Annotated in this window: 1 protein-coding gene; it reads right to left on the bottom strand. The window is 53.3% G+C overall.

What is annotated here, in order from left to right:
• Positions 1-9 precede the first annotated feature (9 nt).
• Positions 10-240, bottom strand: a 231-nt coding sequence (locus AWU74_RS08820) for a BrnA antitoxin family protein (RefSeq protein WP_162505150.1), incomplete at its 5' end; no start/stop codon positions are given.

A 240-nucleotide genomic window follows, 5' to 3' on the forward strand; every position in this document is an offset into this window, starting at 1 on the left:
GCGGCGTGGTTATTTCGCTGTTATGCTTTGCAAAAGCGCGGGGTTTTTGGCTACATAGTCTAACACGTCCGCCATAACGCCCGTGTAGCCCTTGCCTAAAGCCTTATACAGTTCCAAACATTCCGGCATGATGCGGATTGTTACCGCCGGTTTGATTTGCCTGTTTCGCTGCCTTAATTCCCTTGCCTTTGCCGCAAATTCCTTAAGCGCTGCCGGTGTCGATGCCGGGCAGTCGGCGGT

It is taken from the genome of Treponema endosymbiont of Eucomonympha sp. (genome assembly GCF_001028545.1).